At 45.8% G+C, this 18,378-nt stretch carries 13 protein-coding genes, 2 pseudogenes and 1 riboswitch; of the genes and pseudogenes, 10 read left to right on the forward strand and 5 right to left on the reverse strand.

What is annotated here, in order from left to right; translation table 11 throughout:
* Positions 1-7 precede the first annotated feature (7 nt).
* Positions 8-942: pseudogene (locus RBH92_RS03745) on the reverse strand (IS3 family transposase); the annotation flags it as partial.
* A 98-nt stretch (positions 943-1,040) separates the two neighbouring features.
* Here RBH92_RS03745 and RBH92_RS14950 point away from each other — a divergent pair.
* Entirely contained in the window at positions 1,041-1,208 is a 168-nt protein-coding gene (locus RBH92_RS14950) for an integrase core domain-containing protein (RefSeq protein ID WP_374049960.1), read from the forward strand.
* 60 nt (positions 1,209-1,268) lie between these two features.
* Here RBH92_RS14950 and RBH92_RS03755 read toward each other — a convergent pair whose 3' ends face one another.
* Both RBH92_RS03755 and RBH92_RS03760 read right to left on the reverse strand, forming a co-directional pair.
* A complete protein-coding gene (locus RBH92_RS03755) occupies positions 1,269-1,382 on the reverse strand; it encodes a hypothetical protein (RefSeq protein WP_307933923.1) in 114 nt (37 codons plus the stop codon).
* Positions 1,383-1,561: 179 nt separating this feature from the next.
* A complete protein-coding gene (locus tag RBH92_RS03760; protein ID WP_307933325.1) occupies positions 1,562-2,911 on the reverse strand; it encodes a polysaccharide lyase family protein in 1,350 nt (449 codons plus the stop codon).
* Between the two features lie 123 nt (positions 2,912-3,034).
* A riboswitch (cyclic di-GMP riboswitch) is annotated at positions 3,035-3,121 on the reverse strand.
* A 189-nt stretch (positions 3,122-3,310) separates the two neighbouring features.
* Between RBH92_RS03760 and RBH92_RS03765 the strand changes: the two are divergent.
* Positions 3,311-3,652: pseudogene (locus RBH92_RS03765) on the forward strand (integrase core domain-containing protein); the annotation flags it as partial.
* A 50-nt stretch (positions 3,653-3,702) separates the two neighbouring features.
* Here the strand turns inward: RBH92_RS03765 and RBH92_RS03770 are convergent.
* Positions 3,703-4,998 (reverse strand): polysaccharide lyase family protein, encoded by a 1,296-nt coding sequence (locus tag RBH92_RS03770; protein ID WP_307933326.1) that lies wholly within the window; start codon positions 4,996-4,998, stop codon positions 3,703-3,705.
* Positions 4,999-5,708: 710 nt separating this feature from the next.
* Positions 5,709-6,632 carry a peptidylprolyl isomerase gene (locus tag RBH92_RS03775; RefSeq protein ID WP_307933327.1) on the reverse strand — a complete coding sequence of 308 codons (924 nt, stop codon included), beginning with the start codon at positions 6,630-6,632 and terminating at the stop codon, positions 5,709-5,711.
* Between the two features lie 259 nt (positions 6,633-6,891).
* On the opposite strand from RBH92_RS03775, the gene fdxA reads away from it, so the two are divergent.
* The 8 genes from fdxA to RBH92_RS03815 all read left to right on the forward strand — a co-directional run bounded on the left by fdxA (position 6,892) and on the right by RBH92_RS03815 (position 18,262).
* The gene (gene fdxA / locus RBH92_RS03780) at positions 6,892-7,215 is read left to right on the forward strand and encodes a ferredoxin FdxA (RefSeq protein WP_292924213.1); all 324 of its coding nucleotides are present in this window, start codon (positions 6,892-6,894) and stop codon (positions 7,213-7,215) included.
* 32 nt (positions 7,216-7,247) lie between these two features.
* On the forward strand, positions 7,248-10,004 hold the full coding sequence (locus RBH92_RS03785) for a PD-(D/E)XK nuclease family protein (protein WP_307933328.1): 2,757 nt from the start codon (positions 7,248-7,250) through the stop codon (positions 10,002-10,004).
* 1 nt (position 10,005) lies between these two features.
* Positions 10,006-13,482, forward strand: coding sequence for a UvrD-helicase domain-containing protein (locus RBH92_RS03790; RefSeq protein WP_307933329.1), 3,477 nt, complete (start codon positions 10,006-10,008; stop codon positions 13,480-13,482).
* Positions 13,483-13,794: 312 nt separating this feature from the next.
* A complete protein-coding gene (locus RBH92_RS03795; protein ID WP_307932433.1) occupies positions 13,795-14,604 on the forward strand; it encodes a methane monooxygenase/ammonia monooxygenase subunit C in 810 nt (269 codons plus the stop codon).
* A 164-nt stretch (positions 14,605-14,768) separates the two neighbouring features.
* Positions 14,769-15,593, forward strand: coding sequence for a methane monooxygenase/ammonia monooxygenase subunit A (locus RBH92_RS03800; RefSeq protein WP_307932432.1), 825 nt, complete (start codon positions 14,769-14,771; stop codon positions 15,591-15,593).
* Complete coding sequence (locus RBH92_RS03805; protein WP_307933330.1) at positions 15,593-16,855, forward strand: methane monooxygenase/ammonia monooxygenase subunit B; 1,263 nt, start codon at positions 15,593-15,595, stop codon at positions 16,853-16,855. The genes RBH92_RS03800 and RBH92_RS03805 overlap by 1 nt, the downstream gene beginning before the upstream one ends.
* A gap of 208 nt (positions 16,856-17,063) precedes the next feature.
* Entirely contained in the window at positions 17,064-17,681 is a 618-nt protein-coding gene (locus RBH92_RS03810) for a hypothetical protein (RefSeq protein WP_307932430.1), read from the forward strand.
* Positions 17,682-17,734: 53 nt separating this feature from the next.
* On the forward strand, positions 17,735-18,262 hold the full coding sequence (locus tag RBH92_RS03815; RefSeq protein WP_374049961.1) for a hypothetical protein: 528 nt from the start codon (positions 17,735-17,737) through the stop codon (positions 18,260-18,262).
* Positions 18,263-18,378: the final 116 nt, after the last annotated feature.

Consider the following 18,378-nt stretch of genomic DNA (forward strand, 5'->3'; position numbering starts at 1 on the left):
GATGGACAATAAAACCGTATGCTTTCAGTAGATTACGGTATGCTTTGCTGGCATACTGCGACCCGCGATCAGAATGCACGATCAGGCCAGGCGGTGGCCGGCGTAACCAGATCGCCATTCGCAATGCATCACAAACCAGTGCTGCTTTCATCCGTGAGCTCATACTCCAGCCCACCACCTTTCTGGAGAACAAATCGATGACAACCGCCAGGTACAGCCAGCCTTCCTGAGTCCAAATGTAGGTAATGTCGCAAACATAGACTTGATTTGGTCTGGCAACCGTAAATTGCCGATTCAACTGGTTCTCAAACACCGGCAACAGGTGATTGCTGTCCGTCGTCACCTTGTATTTCTTCCGGTGTCTCACTTGTATTCCGGCTTCCTGCATTAGTCTTCTTGCCTTCCAGCGGCTAACCCGATAGCCCAAGGCATTCAGCGCTCGTTTCATCCGGCGGCTGCCATAGGTGTAATCGCATGATTTTGCGATATTCCTTACAGCATCAAGCAGTTGTTGATGATACAAATCATCAGACTGGTTTCTACGGTACTGCTCATAGTTATAGTAAGCACTGCGACTCACACCCAATTGTCGGCACATTAGGCTAACCGGGCAGGTCTTCTTCTTTTGGGTGATGAACGAATATTTCACTTCGTTTCTTGCGCGAAGAAGACCGCCGCCTCCTTTAATATTTGCCGCTCAAGCTTTAATTGCTTGTTTTCTAGCTTAAGCCGCCGGATTTCTTCCTGCTCCGCCGTCAGTTTTCCATTGCCGCGAAATGCCTGACCATTAGTATCCGCCTGGCTCTCCTTGACCCAGCGCCCAAGCATGTTAGCCCTGATTCCCAGGCTTCTGGCAGCTTCTGCTATCGTTAATCCTTGATCCAGTACCAAGCTGATTGCATCCAGCTTAAATTCCTTTGTATAGTGTTTCCTCGGTTCCATTTCTTCCTCCAATTAAGACTATTCTCTCTTAACTGGAGTGTCCGGGTCTATTGGACCACATCAGCAAAGCCGAGCGCGTGATCCGCACGCTCATGGACATGTGGCACAACAAACTCTGTTTTAAAGACACCGCTGACCGCCGTATTCAACTTGTCCGTTTCATTAACTTCTACAACACCGTCAAACCCCATAAGAGTTTGAATAACGCAACCCCTTATGAAATACTCAACGCTTATTTTAATCAACCTCTCTGTAAACAACCCTGAGAGTTCTTACACTTTATTCAAATATTTTTGTGCTTGTTTGGGTGTTACTTGGTATTATGCTCACCGTTGACGGAGTGGCCGGGTATGCATCCGGGATGGGCAAGTGATGGAGTAGAATTCCCCGGCATGACCTAATTCATTGGTGGTGTATTCAAAATCGCAAATGCGCACCATCAATTCGTTGCGCCGGATGCGGGGATTGGCTAATCCTAATTCTGCTAGTTTGAAGTGACTCCCTGGACTGGAAAACCTGAGAGAAGATTAAGCTCTACCATGCAATTATCAAGCTCAGGCGATCAGGTCATGATAATCCCCACAAATAAGTAATAAATGTGGGGATTATGATCCTACTTCTAGTGGGTTACTTTGACGGCTGAACTCGAGCTAGAAAAGTTTTCTGCAGCATCAAATGCTTTTACAGTATAGCTATAAAGCGTACCTTTAGCGCTGCCAGTTATGGTATCGGTATAACTGGGTGTGATGCTGACTCCAATTTTTATGCCATTTCTATAAATTGCATACCCGGCAACACCGACTGCATCGGTTGACGCTGTCCAAGATAAGGCAACTGAAGCGAATGTAGAATATTTTCTTAGTGTGCCTTTTGGAGATGCTGGAATTGTAGGCGCAACCTTGTCGAAGTCATAGCATGAAACACCGTCGCCACATGGAAATCCGTCCCATATTTCAAATCCTGTGATATGCGATTCAACGGGGCCATAGCCGCCACTGTATGCGTTGTGCGGCATGAGTCGAGTGATAGGAAGATTGTAATCTCCCATATTCGGACCTTGATAGTCTACAATTTCTTGCCCATTTACCGCGGCCCAAAAACGTCCGTCGCTGCCGCTTGAACGACGTGTGTAGACTTCAAATTTGAGCCATTCACCAACTGGAACCGGTACGATGCGATTTTCTTCGTACCAGTAAGTGGTTCTCGGAATAGGGCCATTTGCATCGCTATCTCCTTTTGTTAGCCAATACAGCTTGCCATCAGCGTCTTTCAATATATTTATTGCGATGCGATAGTCACCGCTACTGTCATTGCCGTTGTATCCGCCAGTTTTAAAAGCAAAATGGGCGCGCCAGTTTCCCGCTGAAACTGTGGAATCCAATTTTTCTGTCAAGTCAGCCGGATACTTAATCCAGTATGTCATATAAAAATCTTTGATATCACCGATTTTCGATGATCTATTAAACATAAAGGGCGACTGAGAACTGGCTTGGCCTACGTCACCTTTGATTTTTACATTTTGAAAAACTTCATTAATTGTTTTTCCTTTTGGCCCGCTCACGGACCGGACTTCATTGGTTATGTAATCGCCTATAGTTGCGGAAGTAACCGGGTCTTTGGTAATGAGCATCAGACCCGAAAAGTTCGTTCCAAATGCTGTAACCGGCCAACTATAACCAGTTTCTTTGTCGATACCGGTGATTTGTTGCAAAGCTCCGTTTCCCGAAGGGAAGAAGTTAGTGGGAGCATTAACCGATACTCCGGAGCCGAAATTTGACCTGAAAAGCATTTTGGCTGCTTGTGCGTGGAAAGAAACAAAAGTGATGATGAGCATCATCGTTATAAGCTTTCCTATTTGAAGCGACTTTGAAACACTGTTGTGTTTGGTGGTGGATAGAAATGGTCTTTCTGCTTTATTAACTACTGTTGGTGGTTTTGTTGCTATAACTACTTGATTATCGATGTTCATTTCGATTCCTCCTTAAATTTCAAGGACGGAACTGCAGAGATAAGCTTTGAATTAGATTACTCAAAATACAGTACAACCGTGATAGGGTTGCATCGTATGGCTACTAAATCAATCAGCGATATCTGTGGCAGTCCTGCCATCTTGGGGCTTTTGCCCTTTAGATCAGTGACTTTGCGTCCCCTGCTTTCGCAGAGTTTGCCCTTTTTGTGCTACGGTAATCATAAAGCATTATTCGTGCCAATTAATTGTGTAAACTTCTTTGGTTATCTCCAAAGTATTTCCAATTATATGATTATAATAATTAATATAAGATTTATTGAAGCAGGCCGAGAAGATTCTGCGGCTGATTTATGCCGGGGATATGGGATGAGCAGTGAGTCTTTATAAATGGGGTAGTTGGCAGAGCGTGTTACACGTGCCCTGGATCAGATTATTGAATGGCGCGGCAAGCCAAGTAGGCTCCGTTGTGATAACGAACCGGAGAATGTCAGTGGCACACTCGGTTATTGGGCAAAGAAACGAGGTGGCCAGCTTGATTGCATTCTACCGGGAAAGTCACAGCAGAATGCCTGTGTGGAACGCCATAATAGGACTGAATAGCTGGGGATGAATGAATCTGCGACCATTGATGAAGTGCAACTCACCGCAACACAATGGCTTTGGATTTACAATAATGAATGTCCGAGTATGATACCCGGAGGCATCACGCCAGCTATGAAGCTGGCGAAGTTTTTAAACTAAGACTCTCGACTGCATGCCTCAATTAAAAATGAGAGGGTTGCCATAATTCCTTAATAAACAATTGGGATTGCTGAACTCATGGAAGAATAGTTTCCAGCTGCATCAAGAGCGCGGACTGTATAGCTATAAATCGCTCCTTTGGAGCTTCCGGAGATCGTGTCAATAAAATTGGGCGTTACGCTGACTCCGATTCTCGTGCCGTTTCTGTAAATTATATAGTTCGCTACAGCGACATTATCTGTCGAAGGCAGCCAAGCTAAAGCTACCGACCCGAAACTCGAAAATTTCGTGAGTCTCCCGGTTGGTGAAGCCGGGACAGTAGGCGCGGTTTTATCGAAGTTATAGCATGAGACGCCAATGCCACAAGGAAATCCGTCCCATATTTCAAATCCCGTAATGCTTGATTGGACAGGGCCATATCCGCCGCTGTATGCGTTATGGGCTATGATTCGTGTAATTGGAAGATTATAGATACCGGTATTTGGGCCTCTATAATCGACAATTTCTTGACCATTGACGGCGGCCCAGAAGCGTCCGTCGCTGCCGCTTGAGCGGTGCCAGTAAACTTCAAATTTAAACCATGTGCCAACGGGGACTGGGACAACTTCATTTGTTTCATACCAATAGGTATCATCTGGAACGGGACCGTTTGCGTCACTATCTCCTTTAGTAAGCCAAATGAGTTTGCCATCTTTTCTTTTCAGGACGTTAATTGCGATTCGATAATCACCTGAAGCCGCATTGCCACCGTAGCCGCCGGTTTTGAAGCTGAACTGCGCGCGCCAGTTGCCGTTTGTGACAGCACTATCCAGTTTCGAAGCTAAGTCGTCAGAATACTTAAACCAATAGGAGAAATATAAATCCTTTACATCGCCAATAGTCGATGGCCTGGTGATCACAAATGGCGATTGGGAAGTTGCCTCACCTACATCACCTTTTAATTTTACATTTTGGAAAAGCTCATTAATCGTTCCGAACGGTCCGGCAACAGTCCTAATCGTATTGGTAATGTAATTTCCGATGGTTGAAGGCTCAACTGGATCACCTGTAATAAGCTGAATGCCAGAGAAATTAGCGCCTAATGCCCTAATTGGCCAGCTATGACCAGTATCACTATCAGTGCCGGTAATCTGCTGCCATGCACCATTGCCATAGAAGCCATAAGGTGTGCTAATGGAAACTCCCGAGCTGAAATTCGACCTGAATAATATTTTGGCTGCTTGAGCTTGAGTGGCAGTTAAAGTCATGATGGCAATAATTACCATTGCAAAGAACTGCATGTTTCGAATTGATCGTGAAATTCGATTGGCTTGAAATGATTGTAGTGCTTGGTTATCGATGTGCATTTCGATTTCTCCTTCTGGTTACTAGAACAGATCTTGCATTGATGCCTTTTTTAGTCAATATAATTGACTCAAGTTGCAACACGATTACGACTCAACGTAAGCTGATGCGGCTTATCAAGCAACTCTATTGTCTTGAGGCTATTGCCCTTTTGGTTAGGATCAGTGCTGTATGAAACTTGTAATTTCCTTTATAGAGAAATCCCTATGTTTCATGCCGCATCTTGATGGTGAGGAAATGTCGCTCTGTTTATGCTTTGAAAGTGAGCAACAAAATTGAAATTTTTAAATTAGGCTATCAATCTCCATAAAGTTAATAAATTTGCATAACGAATAGGACAAGCAAGCATTGAGAAATACTAATCTAAAACTTTCGGGATAAAACCGGAAATAACCATGGATTATTGCTTTTTATCAAAAAAAGAATGACATTCTCTGTTGCATATTGACAAAAAATGCCAAAACGTCTTTGGAGATTACTGTTTATTAGCTGATGCATTAAACAGGCAGGTGCATCCGGATTCTTCAGAAAATTCTATGAAGTTATCTAATTTAGCTTGTTCTGATTTCTAGTTATGCATAAATGAGACTTATTATTATTAATAATAAATATACTTCAAATTCTCTACTTAAGTAAATATTTTTTATGAAGATGTGATTAATTACGAACGACGCATTAATTAGAATGACAATATAAGTATCGGTATTTATTATCAATCATAGCTGATCAATTGGAATCTATAGGTTTCATTATCAATAAGTTGCATAGTGACATTGTTGACAATAGTCTTGGAGTTAATCATCACGGATGGGATGTGAAGCTGGCCGCTTGAACTTGAGTACGTAGCAATATTCGCCGGTTTATTTGCAAGCGATTTGATACTTGCTGGTTCAAGTTCGAACATATGGGGTGGACTATTGATTAACCGCAAATTGACATCTAATGCGGTACCGGTTCCAATATCAACAGCAAAACTTAAAACGTCTTGACTGAATATGCCGGCGACAGATGTCACAGTTACCTGATTGATAGTTACCAGATTTTCGATGGTAATCGCTGAACCGTCCGAACCTATAATAGGTGCTGGCGAACGGCTGCCGCCGAGGTTGATGTTCGAAACCGGGAGGTCTTCGATCGCGTCGATGGTATTCATGCCATCAAAGATAATTCTTCCAAATACAGTGAAGCCACCATTTTGTGTGTCTAATTGGCTCGGAGGACCGGAATTGTCTGCGAGGTTGACAAACCACTGACTGGTTGCACTATTCGGGTTGCCGCTGATTTTAGCCATGGCGACGGTTCCACGCGTATTGGAAATCTTAAATTCATTTGTAACCGGTGGAAAGGTGTTTACAGCCGAGAGAATTTTTCCGCTAGCGCTGTCAGTGATTTTATAACCGCCGCCTTGAATCACAAAACCAGGGACGCTGCGGTGAAAAATTCCGTTTGTGTATGCATCATTGTTGATGTAGTTAAGAAAGTTTGCGGTAGTTGTAGGTGTATGCGATTCAAATAGTTCTATACAGAACCGTCCAGCGTTGGTATTAAAGCAGGCCACTGGATTGGCATGGGAAAATGGAGGTAAGAGCAGTAGAGAAACAGCCAGCGGGAGTTTGTATTTTTGTTGAATGTTCATGGCGATCCACAGATTTAATTGTTGACTAAAACATTTTACTGATGATAATCAAGATGCATCAAACTTTTTATGCAAATAAATCTGTATCGATGGAATACGCAGTAATCTGTCCATCCGGTTTGGCAAAGGCAGAATTGAGATCAAGTCAAAGTTATGCGTGATACGGGATGAATGAGAGGATTCTGAGTGATGGCGTTAGTTAATAGAATTCTGTTAAAATGGAAAATTCTATTCAAGAGACAAGCAAGGAAGAGTTGTCATGGCTTATGTAGTAACTGAAAATTGTATTAAATGTAAGTACACAGATTGCGTGGATGTATGTCCGGTTGATTGTTTTCGTGAAGGTCCAAATTTTTTGGTGATCGACCCTGATGAGTGTATCGATTGCACATTATGTGTTGCTGAATGTCCGGTGGAAGCCATTTACGCTGAGGATGATGTACCCGATGAGCAGACTCATTTCATCGAATTGAATGCTGATTTATCTAAGAAATGGCGACCGATCATTGAGAAAAAAGAACCCTTGCCAGATGCTGATCAGTGGGCGAGCGTCAAGGACAAGCTGGATCAACTGAAACGTTAAGCTGCGATAGCGGTTAGTATTTCAACTGCCGCATGTTTGACCCTTCGCAACATCCGCAGATTTCCCTAGAAGAAGTATTTAAGCGCTTACTTGCCGGCGGGACGGTTGTCACGCCCAACCAAAGGCTTGCGTTGGCGCTTAAAGGAAAGTTTGATCAGCATCGAATCGATCAGGAGGAGGCAGTCTGGCACTCTGCCGACATCCTGTCCTTTACTAATTTCATCAATCGCATCTATTGCGATGCGCTTTATTCTGCAAGTTTCTCGTCATTGCCTTTGTTGTTGTCGGATGCTCAAGAGCAAGCATTGTGGGAATCGGTTATTCAACAATCCGAAGTCGGAAATACATTACTGAGGGTTTCACAAACAGCGCAATTGGCGCGAGAAGCCTGGCAGCTCGCGCATGCTTGGCAATTGATCTCACAATTAGGTCACTACTTACCTAATGAAGATGGCAGAGCGTTTCTGGGCTGGGTTGAGTCATACCAGAATATCACCGCACTTCAAGGGTTTACTGATCAAGCGCGCCTTTGCAATCTCATTGCGGAATGCTATGAAGCTCTTGAAATAAAGAAATGTGCTTCATTGATTTGCCATGGTTTTGATGCGATTACACCGCAACAAAATGAATTTTTCGAAAAACTGCGGGCTTTAGGTTGCGAGATAACGATAACCGGTTCTCCAATCCAGAAGCAGGTACTGCCGGAAAACGTCCGGCGGGTAGAATACTTGGATAGTATTGACGAGATTTATCATGCAGCTGTGTGGGCGCGATCGAAAATTGACAAGACCGATGCTGAAGTTCGTGTCGGTATCGTGGTGCCAGCATTCGCGAATTATCGTAATGCTTTAATCCGGACTTTTTATGCGGTGCTGCAGCCGGATGTCAGATCAGCTTTGCCAGGTTCGGATCGACCGGTTGCACCGTTTAATGTTTCGCTGGGTTTAGCATTTTCAAGCTATCCAGTCATTGATACTGCGTTCGCTACTTTAGCGCTTGCTGATCGAGAAGTAGAATTTCATCAGGTGAGTCATTGGTTGCGATCGCCGTTTCTAAGAGGCGCTGAAACCGAAATGGGGCAGCGTGCATTACTCGATGCCGCGATCCGGCGTTCTGCCGGGCCAATGATTTCACTGCCGCAACTGCTAATGCTTGTGAAGCGCGTGAATGGCCACAAAAGTTGTCCTATTTTATTGGCATTCCTGACAGAAATTGATGCTTACCGCCTGACAAAATTGCCAAGCGGCGGAAGTCATACGGATTTTGTCAGGGCTATCACAGAAATATTGCAACTTTCTGGTTTTCCGGGGGAGCGTAATTTGAATTCCGATGAATATCAGACCGTTGAAAAATGGCAGTCGCTGCTTGCTGACTTTGCTGCACTCGATCATATTACTTCAAGAATTACTTTTCACGAGGCAATCAGCCGTTTGAAATGGATGGCGGATGATACCGTTTTTCAGCCTGAGTCACCGGAAGCACCGATACAGATTTTAGGAGTGCTGGAGGCCGCGGGGATGTCATTTGACTACCTGTGGATACTGGGCCTCTCGGATGACCAGTGGCCGCTTCGTGCCCGCCCTAATCCGTTTTTACCGCTTGAGTTACAGCGCAAAGCAAAGTTGACATTCGGATCAATTCAAGAATCATCCGCTTTTTGCCGGCGATTAATGCAAGGCTGGTTTTCGAATGCTGAAGAAGTGATCGTAAGTTCACCCAAGTATCGGGATGGACATGATCAACAGATTTTGGCGCCCAGCGGTCTGATTCAATCGATACCTGCTGAAGATCCTGTAATCCCAAAGTGGTTGTCGCATCGCGACTTGATTGTTCAATCGTGTGAGATGCAGCGGATTAAAGATAATCAAGCACTACCGCTTCCAGAAGAAATTGCACAGCAAGGCATTCAAGGAGGCACATCTATCATCAAGGACTATGCTGCTTGTCCATTTCGTGCGTGGGCAAGGCATCGATTGGATATTGAAAGCTTCGACGAACCGCATACCGGTTTGGATGCGAGGGAAAGAGGGTCGTTGGTTCATCAAACACTGGCTGATGTGTGGCGTAGACTGAATACCAAAACGGCATTAGATCAAATCAGTGAAGATGATCTTCAAAAGTTAATTGCGGAAATCGTTGGCAGCGCGATTTCGGTATTGCGGAAAGCTCGTCCTGCATTGTTGCCGGATCGTTTCCTGCAAGTCGAACAACGGCGTCTGATCCGATTGATACGTGAATGGCTGGATGCCGAGAAAAATCGTGATTGCTTCACCGTGATTGCAATCGAGGAAAAGTGCTATATCCAATTAGATAACCTGAGACTCAGCATGCGGCTCGATCGGCTGGATGAATTGGCGGACGGGCGGCATATTATTATCGACTACAAAACCAGTAAACAATCCATTCAATCGGTACTTGGAGAACGGCCGGATGAACCGCAGTTGCCGCTTTATATGACGATGCCCGATCTGGAACTGGGGGTTGCGGGGATTGCGTTTGGAATCGTGAAATCCGGCGAAATAGGGTTTGTTGGGCTAACGGACAGCTCGGGTTTGTTGCCAGGGATAAAAGATTATTCTCAATTAACTGGTTGCAAGTCTTTTAATAGCTGGCAGGAAATCATTACCGCATTTCGACAGAATCTGACAAATCTCGCCGTTGGGTTTTGTAGCGGTGAAGCGAGCGTGGATCCTAAGAAATTTCCAGCAACCTGTGAATTTTGCGATCTGCATATGTTTTGCAGGATTTATGAGCGCGTCAATGACTCTCCGGATGAGGAGGGACAATAAAATGCCGGTAACTCGTTTCGTTCCGGATGCTGACGAGCGCATCCTCGCTTTGGATCCTTCCCGATCATTTATCGTGCAAGCGCCTGCTGGATCTGGAAAAACTTCGATTTTGATACAGCGGTATCTGAGGTTGCTCGCTTGCGTTGATGCGCCCGAGGAGATTGTGGCGATTACATTTACGCGAAAAGCTGCCGCGGAAATGCGAGCCCGTGTTCTGGCGGCTTTACAGATTGATCAGCCGACAGAGCAAGACGAATCACCGAATGGAAAATTAAATCGGGAATTAGCAGAAATGGTTTTGCAGCGAGATCGTCAAGCCGGTTGGCAAATTGCGGAAAACCCGGAACGATTAAGAATACAGACCATAGATTCCCTGTGCGCCAGCTTGACCCGGCAAATGCCGGTTCTGTCGAAATTCGGTGCGCAACCTGAAACGATTGAGGATGCGGCCCGTTTTTATTCGGAAGCCGCTCGTGCGACGTTGAGATTGATGGAGCAAGACGTGGCGATTGCAAATGATGTTGAGCGGCTACTCGAGCATCTGGACAATGATCTTGCGCGAATAGAAACATTGCTGGCCGATATGCTGGCGCGGCGCGATCACTGGTTGCGCCATCTGCATGCAAGAACTCGAGAGGAATTGGAATGTTCGCTGCAGAATTCCCGCCGTAACGCTCAACAGAAGACTTTTCAGTTATTGCCCGAAGCTCTGCAAAGTGAGTTGTTGCAGTTACTGCGGTATGCGGCTGTAAACCTTCTCGCGGAGGACAACAAGTCGGTTATCACTTGCTGTGCAGAGCTTGAGGCATTGTCAATGGCGACTATCGAGCAGTGGCAAGGGATTGCAGAGTTTTTGTTAACCAAAGAGAACGCCTGGCGAAAAAGAATTTCAAGCAAAGAAGGTTTTCCTTCGGGAAAAACCAAAATCGAAAAAGATACAGCAAAATCCTGGAAGGATCGGTTCGAATCGCTGATTGCTAAATTGACTCAGGAGCAGGACTTCCGGCAAGGATTACAGACAATGCGTCAGCTTCCGCCGCCCAATTATTCCGAGCAGCAATGGGAAATTCTTGGAACGATTATGCGGTTACTACCTTATGCAGTGGCGCAACTACAAGTTATTTTCCAAGAAAGCGGTTGCGTGGATTTTTCGGAAGTCGCGCAACGCGCAATATCGGCGCTTGGCAACCCGCAGGCGCCGACAGATTTAGCATTGGCGCTGGATTACCAGATCAAACACTTATTAATCGATGAGTTTCAAGATACTTCCATCAGTCAATTTGAATTGATCGAGAAACTTGTGACTGGTTGGGAAGATACGGATGGTCGCAGCTTGTTTGTAGTGGGAGATCCGATGCAATCAATCTATCGTTTTCGCGAAGCGGAAGTGGGTTTGTTTTTACGGGCTCGTAACTTTGGGATTAATAATCGAAAGCTTCAGCCAATAACACTCAGTGCGAATTTCCGGTCCCAGCAAGGAATTATCGATTGGGTGAATAAAACATTCTCACAGATCATGCCAGATGAAGAGGATAGTGTATCCGGTGCGATAACATTTTCGCCTTCCGTTGCGACGCATCCAATGCTAAACGGTGATGCTGTAAAAATATATCCCGAGTTTACAGGTGATCCTGCCGCCGAAGCTGCTAAGGTCATTGAAATTATTAAATCCAGCCGGCACGATTATCCAACGGACTCGATTGCAATTTTAGTGCGGAACCGAAGTCACTTGCATGAAATCGTGAAGCAACTGCAAAAAAATGATTTGCGTTTTCGTGCGATCGATATCGAAATATTACGTACCAAGCCAGTCGTGCAAGATCTGCTGGCGCTGACCCGTGCAATAATCAATCCTGCTGACCGGCTTGCTTGGTTTGCGCTGCTGCGTGCGCCATGGTGCGGTTTGTTGTTGCAAGATATTACCGCGCTGATGGCCATAGACCAGCAAGATAACTCTTCGCAAATTGCCGTCACCAAACGGAGTGTGTGGGAATCGATGAGTGACGAAACACAATGGGGAAAAATCTCTAGCGATGCAAGAAATCGAATTCGCAACCTGCGCGAAATTCTTAAACCCTGCGTGATACATCGCCGGCGCCAATCACTGCGTGTAACAGTGGAAGCGGCTTGGAACGCTTTAGGTGGCCCTGGTTGCGCCAGCCATGGCACTCAGGATGAGAAAGGCATCATGAAGCATTTGGATGATGCAGCGATTTATCTGGATTATCTTGAAGATCAAGAAGTGGCGGGTAACATTCTGGATTTAGCACGATTTCAGAGCGGACTTGATGCGCTTTATGCTGCTCCGGACTTGACTGCCGATAGCTCATTACAAATTATGACAATTCATAAAGCCAAGGGGCTTGAGTTCGATACTGTTATTGTACCTGGACTTGGTTACATGCCTCGCAACAAGGAAAAACAGCTGTTGCAATGGATAGAACAGCCTCGCGATCAGTTTGTATACGAAAATTTTGCCACTGCGGATTTATTGTTGGCACCTGTCCGGAGGACGGGTACGGAAATTGATCCGATCTATACTTGGTTGGAAAAGCTCGATTGGGATAAAGGGCAACTGGAATCGGATCGGCTATTGTATGTTGCTGCGACCCGTGCAAAGAAATTTTTGCATTTTCTGGGTCATGTTGAGTTATCAACAGCCAGAAATGACTGGAGTGAATTGAAAAGACCAAAAAGGGGGTCGCTGCTTGATAGGCTCTGGCCGGTCGTAGAGCCAGTTTTCTCGAGTGTTGCGAATGCAGTTTCAAGGGAGAATGACTCGACAAATGACAGTTACGTCAACGAAATTAGGAAAGTATTCAACCAAGAAATCATCCGATTGAAATCAGGCTGGGTTTTACCGGATGCTCCCGAGTCTATCAAATTGAAAAAGATGCAGGAGAGCATGCCAATTCATGATGCGATTGATTTCTATTGGGTAAGTGATATGGCGCGACATGTTGGGACGGTTGTACATCGTTGGTTACAACAAATTGCGGAAGATGGTCTCTCAATGTGGTCTGTTAAACGTATTGAGAGATTGCGAAATCAATTTAAACACAATCTGTTAGCATGCGGAATGAATGGTAATGATGATCAAGTGCAAGCTGCGGTTGAACGCATCATGCTGAGTTTGACAAGAGTCATTACGGATGATCGTGGGCGTTGGATCTTAGGATCACATCAATACGCCCATAATGAGTTTAAGATCACATCGGTTTTAAACAACAAGGTTACTAATTGGGTGATTGATCGTACATTTTGCGATTCGAAAAATATCCGTTGGATTATCGATTACAAAATCAGCAGCCATGAGGGATCCGATTTGCAAGGATTTCTTGATCGTGAGAAAGTACGCTATCAAAATCAAATGCATAATTATGCAAAACTCATGCAGCAGATGGATTCGCGGTTAATAAAACTGGGAATTTATTTTCCATTGGTGAGCGGTTGGTGCGAGTGGGAATTTTGGGAGTAGTTTTTTCAGAAACTTTTTTAATTATTTTTAAGGTTTATATAATTTTTCTAGTTGAAGTGATATTGCTAGTTATTGTATAAGAAGGACAAAATCGCTATGGCTGTAAGAAATCCATTGAGATGGAAAGGTAATTTTATGACAAATGACTTGACTTTGGACCCCAAGGTCGACTAGCCTGAGAGGCGTAGCTAAATTAGAGGGGAAGTAGAGTTTAATTTAGCTGCCGAAATTTTAAGCAGTACTAATTAATTAGTATTAGAAGCAGTAGAAGAAAAGAGAAGTAGTTTTGATTAACAGATAGGAGGTAGAAAGATGGCAACAACGTATGGCACAACGAGTAGCGCGTCGAGCGCGAGCTATGACATGTCGCTGTGGTACGACTCGAAGTACTACAAACTGGGCATGGGCACCATGCTGCTGGTAGCGATATTCTGGATCTGGTACCAAAGGACATTTGCGTATTCACACGGAATGGACTCGATGGAACCGGAATTTGACAAAGTATGGATGGGACTGTGGCGGGTACACATGACCCTGATGCCTTTGTTTGCATTGGTAACCTGGGGCTGGATACTGAAGACCCGTGACACCAAAGAGCAATTGGACAACCTGGACACCAAATTGGAAATCAAACGTTATTTCTACTGGATGATGTGGCTGGGTGTTTACTTGTTTGGTGTTTACTGGGGCGGCAGCTTCTTCACCGAACAAGATGCAAGCTGGCACCAAGTAATTATTCGTGACACCAGCTTCACGCCAAGTCACGTGGTAGTGTTCTACGGCTCATTCCCGATGTACATCGTATGTGGTGTAGCATCCTACCTGTACGCGATGACCCGTCTGCCACTGTACAGCCGCGGCACATCATTCCCGCTGGTAATGGCGATTGCAGGCCCATTGATGATTCTGCCGAACGTCGGTTTGAACGAATGGGGTCATGCATTCTGGTTCATGGAAGAACTGTTTAGCGCGCCATTGCACTGGGGCTTTGTAATTCTGGGCTGGGCAGGCTTGTTCTCGGGCGGTATTGCAGCACAAATCGTCACCCGTTACTCAAACCTGACTGACGTAACCTGGAACGGTGCAAGCCGCGAAATTCTGAACAACAGAATTGTTCCTTAATTTCTGAGTAAGAATGTCACACCTGCAAGCCAGGTGTGACAGAAGAAATTAAGTAACGAAGAGAAAAGATGAAAACGGGCTAAGGCAGGCGATGTAAAAGGAAGTAAAGGGAATCGTCGAGTTTTCATATTTAATATCACACGAAATGAAGAAGGGAGGGTCTAGTGAGTAGAACAGACGAAATTTTAGCAGCGGCAAAGATGCCGCCAGAAGCGATCAGGATGTCCAGATATATCGACGCGGTATATTTTCCGATCCTGTGCATCTTGTTGGTAGGAACATTCCACATGCACTTCATGCTGTTGGCAGGTGACTGGGATTTCTGGCTTGACTGGAAAGACCGTCAATGGTGGCCGGTAGTAACACCGATCGTAGGCGTTATGTATTGCGCGGCACTGCAATATTACCTGTGGGTAAACTACCGTTTATCCTACGGTGCGACACTGTGTATCGTATGCCTGTTAGTCGGAGAATGGCTGACCCGTTACTGGGGATTCTACTGGTGGTCACACTACCCGTTGAATTTTGTACTGCCATCAACGATGATACCTGGCGCATTGATGCTGGATACCATATTGCTGCTGACCGGTAACTGGCTGATCACGGCACTGTTGGGTGGTGGATTCTGGGGATTATTCTTCTATCCTGGCAACTGGCCGATTTTTGGACCGACCCACTTACCGCTGGTAGTAGAAGGCGTACTGTTATCAGTAGCTGACTACACAGGCTTCTTATATGTACGTACCGGTACACCGGAATATGTACGCCTGATTGAACAAGGCTCACTGCGTACCTTTGGTGGTCACACCACGGTTATTGCGGCATTCTTCTCAGCGTTTGTATCGATGTTGATGTACTGCGTATGGTGGTACTTTGGCAAGATCTACTGCACCGCATTCTTCTATGTTAAAGGAGAAAGAGGACGCATCTCTATGAAGAACGACGTAACCGCATTTGGTGAAAAAGGCTTTGCACAGGGGATTAGATAATGAATATAAGAAGCATATTTAAGCTGGGCGTATTAGGCCTGTATGGAGCGGCAATAGGAGCGGCCTCACTGGCACTGACACTGACAGTAGATGTTCAGACAGCGGCGGCGCACGGTGAACGTTCGCAAGAACCGTTCCTTCGTATGCGTACGATTCAATGGTACGACCTGAAATGGCAACCGAAAGTCACCAAAGTGAACGACATTGCAACGATTACCGGTAAATTTCACTTGGCGGAAGACTGGCCACGTGCGGTAGGCAAGCCGGAACGCGCATTCTTCAACGTAGGTAGCCCGAGTCCGGTGTTTGTACGTTTAAGCACCAAATTGAATGGCGAACCGACGTTTATTTCTGGACCGTTGCAAATTGGCCGTGACTATGAATTTGAAGTCAGACTGAAAGCAAGGATTCCAGGACGCCATCACATGCATGCGATGGTAAACGTCAAAGAAGCGGGTCCGATCGCAGGACCGGCATCGTGGATGAACATCTCAGGCAACTGGGATGACTTCACCAACCCGGTAACCACTTTGACAGGCAAAACCATTGATCTGGAGACATTTAACTTCAGTAATGGCGTGTTCTGGCACTTGGTATGGTTAGGCTTAGGCTGCTTCTGGATTGGCTACTATGTAGCACGTCCGATGTTCCTGCCACGTAGCCGTGTACTGTTAGCCTACGGTGACGAACTGCTGCTGGATCCAATGGATCGTAAAGTAGGGATGGCAGTAGCGATCCTGACCTGTGCACTGGTATGGGGCGGCTATCGTTATACCGAAAGTGTCCATCCATACACAGTACCGATCCAAGCGGGTGAATCGAAAGTAGAACCGATGCCGATTGCACCGAATCCGGTTGCGATCAAGGTAACGCACGCTAACTACGACGTACCTGGACGTGCCCTGCGTGTAACGATGGAAATCACCAACAACGGTGACTCGACAGTCAACATTGGCGAGTTCACGACAGCGGGTGTCCGTTTTGTAAACGACTTGGGACGCAAATATCTGGATCCTGACTATCCACGCGAACTGGTAGCAACCGGTTTGACGATGGAAGATGAAAGAGGGATTGAACCAGGAGAAACCCGGGAAGTTAAGATGGAAGCCAAAGACGCGTTGTGGGAAGTACAACGTTTGATGGCGCTGTTGGGTGACCCGGAAAGCCGCTTTGGTGGTTTGTTGATGACATGGGATGACGAAGGCAATCGTTATATTAACAGTATTGCTGGCGCAGTAATTCCAGTCTTTACCAAGCTATAAGATAGAGCGAGTCTGAACACCGGTACACCACTGTCGCAAGACAGCCGGTGTACCGGTTTTTTTATATGGGTAGAGAACAAAGAAAATTTAAGGTGCAACAAAGAATGCGGACAAAAGAACTGGCAAAAATAGAGGCACTAACGCGAAAGGAGGATTTGTCGTGGTCAGACAAATAGCACGAGCAGGGATTGCGGCCTTTATGCTTGTTATGACACTTTACACAAGCACAGCCGGCGCCCATGGCAAGGTAGCCATGGAAGATGACAGTTGTATGCGCCGGATAGGCGAAAACATGATCCACCTGAGTATCTATCAACCCCAGGTTGATGAAGAAGGGCACTACTGCACGGATATACCCAAAATGGGAAGCACGATCCTAGTGATAGACTTAGTGGATCCTGCACTGAGAGAGATGCCGATCGGGATGAAGATAATCAGAGGCGATCGGACGGAAGGAGAAACCGTCACGGATCTGCGTCCGGCGGTATATCAGGATGGAGTTATCAGCACGCAAAAAGCGCTGGAACAAGGAAAATATCTCATACAAGTGACTGCCGAAGGCGTGCCGCCCCTGCACTATGAATATCATCTGCGCGTTGAGATGATTAATTATGCGGATGCATTTAGAGCGTCGGTAGGGCCACTGGTCGGTCTATTGCTGACCGCCATACTTGGGTATAAACTCATCCGGTCAAGACGATTCAGGGAATGGATGGCATCACGCAGCTCGAAAGGAACTGAAAAAGTCGATGGCGGAGCAAAATCATCGGCAGTCGACGAAGAAAAGACATCAATCAACAAACAAACTAAAGACGGGGAATCCTAGCGATGTTAGTAGAAAGAAGTGGAACAATAAAACAATTGGTAATAGCGGGAATCATGGCGGTCAGCGTCATGTTCACGACACAAGTGCAAGCGCACGGAGGGTTAGCGCTGGCGGAAGATATGTGTGTATTGACGGTAGGCCCCTACCGGATGCACTTTACCGGCTATCAGCCATTATCGCAAGAAGAAGAATTTTGTGAAGACATACCGGAAGTAGGGAAAACGGTCATAGCGTTGGATTACATACAAGAAGAGCTGCGTCCGTTACTAACGGAAGTGCGGATAATCCGGGATACGGGATCAGAAGCGAATCTCGACGAGATCACGGTCTTTCATTTACCGCCGAAGGTATACCCGACAGCATCCATAACGATTGATCATACCTTCCCGGAAAAAGGCAAGTTTGTAGGATTGGTAACGGTGTCCGGCGGGCCGCAAGAGTATGTGTCGCGGTTTCCGTTTTCAGTGGGAGAAGGACGGCCAACACCGAAAATAGCCATCATTGCGCCGATCGTGCTGGTGGTTGCCGGTGTGGCTTTCTTGATGATGCGCAAACGTAAATCCGACGGCGCCGCTGCGTAGTTAGTAAGATTTTGACAGAGATTAAGGATGGGTATTGAACTCATCCTTTCTCTGAGAATCAAAGATGAAATAAATTACAAGCATTGAGGAAAATTGTGCAAAACAAAAGGTTATGG

Origin of the sequence: Nitrosomonas sp. sh817, assembly GCF_030908545.1 — a bacterium.
Classification (GTDB): domain Bacteria; phylum Pseudomonadota; class Gammaproteobacteria; order Burkholderiales; family Nitrosomonadaceae; genus Nitrosomonas.

Coding starts and splice junctions, on each gene's coding strand:
- RBH92_RS03785 (WP_307933328.1), top strand. CDS start 7,248: ATGTTTGACCCTTCGCAACATCCGCAGATTTCCCTAGAAGAAGTATTT.
- RBH92_RS03760 (WP_307933325.1), bottom strand. CDS start 2,911: ATGAACATCGATAATCAAGTAGTTATAGCAACAAAACCACCAACAGTA.
- RBH92_RS03770 (WP_307933326.1), bottom strand. CDS start 4,998: ATGCACATCGATAACCAAGCACTACAATCATTTCAAGCCAATCGAATT.
- RBH92_RS03810 (WP_307932430.1), top strand. CDS start 17,064: ATGACACTTTACACAAGCACAGCCGGCGCCCATGGCAAGGTAGCCATG.
- RBH92_RS03775 (WP_307933327.1), bottom strand. CDS start 6,632: ATGAACATTCAACAAAAATACAAACTCCCGCTGGCTGTTTCTCTACTG.
- fdxA (WP_292924213.1), top strand. CDS start 6,892: ATGGCTTATGTAGTAACTGAAAATTGTATTAAATGTAAGTACACAGAT.
- RBH92_RS03805 (WP_307933330.1), top strand. CDS start 15,593: ATGAATATAAGAAGCATATTTAAGCTGGGCGTATTAGGCCTGTATGGA.
- RBH92_RS03755 (WP_307933923.1), bottom strand. CDS start 1,382: ATGGTGCGCATTTGCGATTTTGAATACACCACCAATGAATTAGGTCAT.
- RBH92_RS03790 (WP_307933329.1), top strand. CDS start 10,006: ATGCCGGTAACTCGTTTCGTTCCGGATGCTGACGAGCGCATCCTCGCT.
- RBH92_RS03815 (WP_374049961.1), top strand. CDS start 17,735: ATGGCGGTCAGCGTCATGTTCACGACACAAGTGCAAGCGCACGGAGGG.
- RBH92_RS03795 (WP_307932433.1), top strand. CDS start 13,795: ATGGCAACAACGTATGGCACAACGAGTAGCGCGTCGAGCGCGAGCTAT.
- RBH92_RS14950 (WP_374049960.1), top strand. CDS start 1,041: ATGTGGCACAACAAACTCTGTTTTAAAGACACCGCTGACCGCCGTATT.